This window comes from Streptomyces sparsus (assembly GCF_054776295.1).
In genome coordinates this window covers 1-2170 of record NZ_BAAHCA010000840.1, presented here as the reverse complement: position 1 = coordinate 2170, position 2170 = coordinate 1, and the positions used below count along the sequence as shown (strand labels likewise).

Below are 2170 nucleotides of genomic sequence, written 5' to 3'. Positions count from 1 at the left end.
CGGGGTCCGGCGGGCCGGAGCCGCCGGACCCCGGCCGTCGCGGGGGTCACGCCTGGGAGCGAAGCGTCAGCCCTTGCGGGTCTTGACCTCCTCGGTGAGCTGCGGCAGGACCTCGAAGAGGTCACCCACCACGCCGTAGTCGACCAGGTCGAAGATCGGGGCTTCGGCGTCCTTGTTGACGGCGACGATCGTCTTCGACGTCTGCATGCCGGCGCGGTGCTGGATCGCGCCGGAGATGCCGGCGGCCACGTACAGCTGGGGCGACACCGACTTGCCGGTCTGGCCGACCTGGCTGGCGTGCGGGTACCAGCCGGCGTCCACCGCGGCGCGGGAGGCGCCGACGGCCGCGCCGAGGGAGTCGGCGAGGGACTCGACGACGTGGAAGTTCTCGGCGCCGTTGACGCCCCGGCCGCCGGAGACCACGATCGCGGCCTCGGTGAGTTCCGGGCGGCCCGTCGCGGCCCGCGGGGTGCGGGAGACGACCTTGGTGCCGCTCGCCTGGTCACCGAAGGACACCGACAGCTGCTCGACCGTGCCGGCGGCCTGCGCGGCCTCCGGGGCGGCCGAGTTCGGCTTGACGGTGATGACGGGCGTGCCGCGGCTGACCCGGGAGCGGGTGGTGAACGCGGCGGCGAACACCGACTGGGTGGCCACCGGGCCGTCGTCGCCGGCCTCCAGGTCCACCGCGTCGGTGATGACGCCGGAGCCGATGCGCAGCGCCAGCCGGGCGGCGATCTCCTTGCCGTCGGCGGAGGACGGCACCAGCACGGCCACGGGCGAGACGGCCTCGTGGGCGGCCTGCATCGCGTCGACCTTCGGCACGACGAGGTAGTCGGCGAACTCGGGGGCGTCGGCGGTGAGCACCCGTACCGCGCCGTACTCGGCGAGCACCGGGGCGGCGGTGTCGGCGCCGGCACCGAGGTGGACGGCGACCGGGTCGCCGATGCGGCGGGCCAGGGTCAGCAGTTCGAGGGTCGGCTTGCGGACGGCACCGTCCACGTGGTCGACGTAGACAAGGACTTCAGCCATGGGAATGCTCCTGCGAGGAAAAGTGCGGGCTCTGCGGACGGGCGGGCGGACCTGCTCAGATGAACTTCTGGCCCGCGAGGAACTCGGCGAGCTGCTTGCCGCCCTCGCCCTCGTCCTTGACCACGGTGCCGGCGCTGCGGGGCGGGCGCGCGGCGGCGTCCTCGACCTTCGTCCAGGCGCCCTCCAGGCCGACCTGCTCGGCCTCGAGGTCCAGGTCGTCCAGGTCCAGGGACTCCACCGGCTTCTTCTTGGCGGCCATGATGCCCTTGAACGACGGGTAGCGGGCCTCGCCGGACTGGTCGGTGACGGAGACGACCGCGGGCAGCGCGGCATCCAGCTGCTCGGTGGCGGCGTCGCCGTCGCGGCGGCCGGTCACCTTGCCGTCCTGCACCGACACCTCGGAGAGCAGCGTCGCCTGCGGAACGCCCAGACGCTCGGCGAGCAGCGCGGGCAGCACGCCCATGACGCCGTCCGTGGAGGCCATGCCGCAGACCACGAGGTCGTAGCCGGTCTTCTCGATGGCCTTGGCGAGGACCAGGGAGGTGCCCATGACGTCCGTGCCGTGCAGGTCGTCGTCCTCCACGTGCACGGCCTTGTCCGCGCCCATGGAGAGCGCCTTGCGCAGCGCGTCCTTGGCGTCCTCGGGTCCGACGGTGAGGACGGTGATCTCCGCGTCGTCGGCCGCGTCGGCGATCTGCAGCGCCTGCTCGACCGCGTACTCGTCGAGCTCCGACAGCAGACCGTCCACCGCGTCACGGTCAGTGGTCAGGTCTTCGGAGAAGTGCCGGTCGCCGGTGGCGTCGGGCACGTACTTCACACAGACAACGATCCTCAGGCTCACGCCGGCTCTCCTACTGCATCGTCATTACGGGGCTGCCTCGTGCAGGCAGCATAGGCGCCTGTCGGGGCGGATTCCGGTCAGGTGCTCCGGTTCTCCGCCAAGTTTATTACTCGCCAGTACAACCATCGCATTCCCCGTGGGCAAGGCCGGTTAACTGTGACGTTGCCAACGCGTGGCGCAGGTGGCGGCGGCGGGGCCCGGCGCCTCAGTCGCGCAGCGCCCGGAACCGGCCCTGCTGGTACAGCAGCGGACGGCCCGGCTCGCCGGTGCCGCCCGTCAGCACCTCGGCCAGCACCACCC

The 2170-nt window shown here is 72.2% G+C and carries 2 protein-coding genes; both read right to left on the bottom strand.

From position 1 onward, the window contains the following. Positions 1-66: 66 nt before the first annotated feature. Positions 67-1029: an electron transfer flavoprotein subunit alpha/FixB family protein gene (locus ACYVE9_RS24030; protein ID WP_461029987.1), complete on the bottom strand. Its 963-nt coding sequence runs from the start codon at positions 1027-1029 to the stop codon at positions 67-69. A gap of 55 nt (positions 1030-1084) precedes the next feature. Beyond that, a complete protein-coding gene (locus ACYVE9_RS24025) occupies positions 1085-1870 on the bottom strand; it encodes an electron transfer flavoprotein subunit beta/FixA family protein (protein ID WP_461029986.1) in 786 nt (261 codons plus the stop codon). Positions 1871-2170: the final 300 nt, after the last annotated feature.

Coding starts and splice junctions, on each gene's coding strand:
- ACYVE9_RS24030 (WP_461029987.1), bottom strand. CDS start 1,029: ATGGCTGAAGTCCTTGTCTACGTCGACCACGTGGACGGTGCCGTCCGC.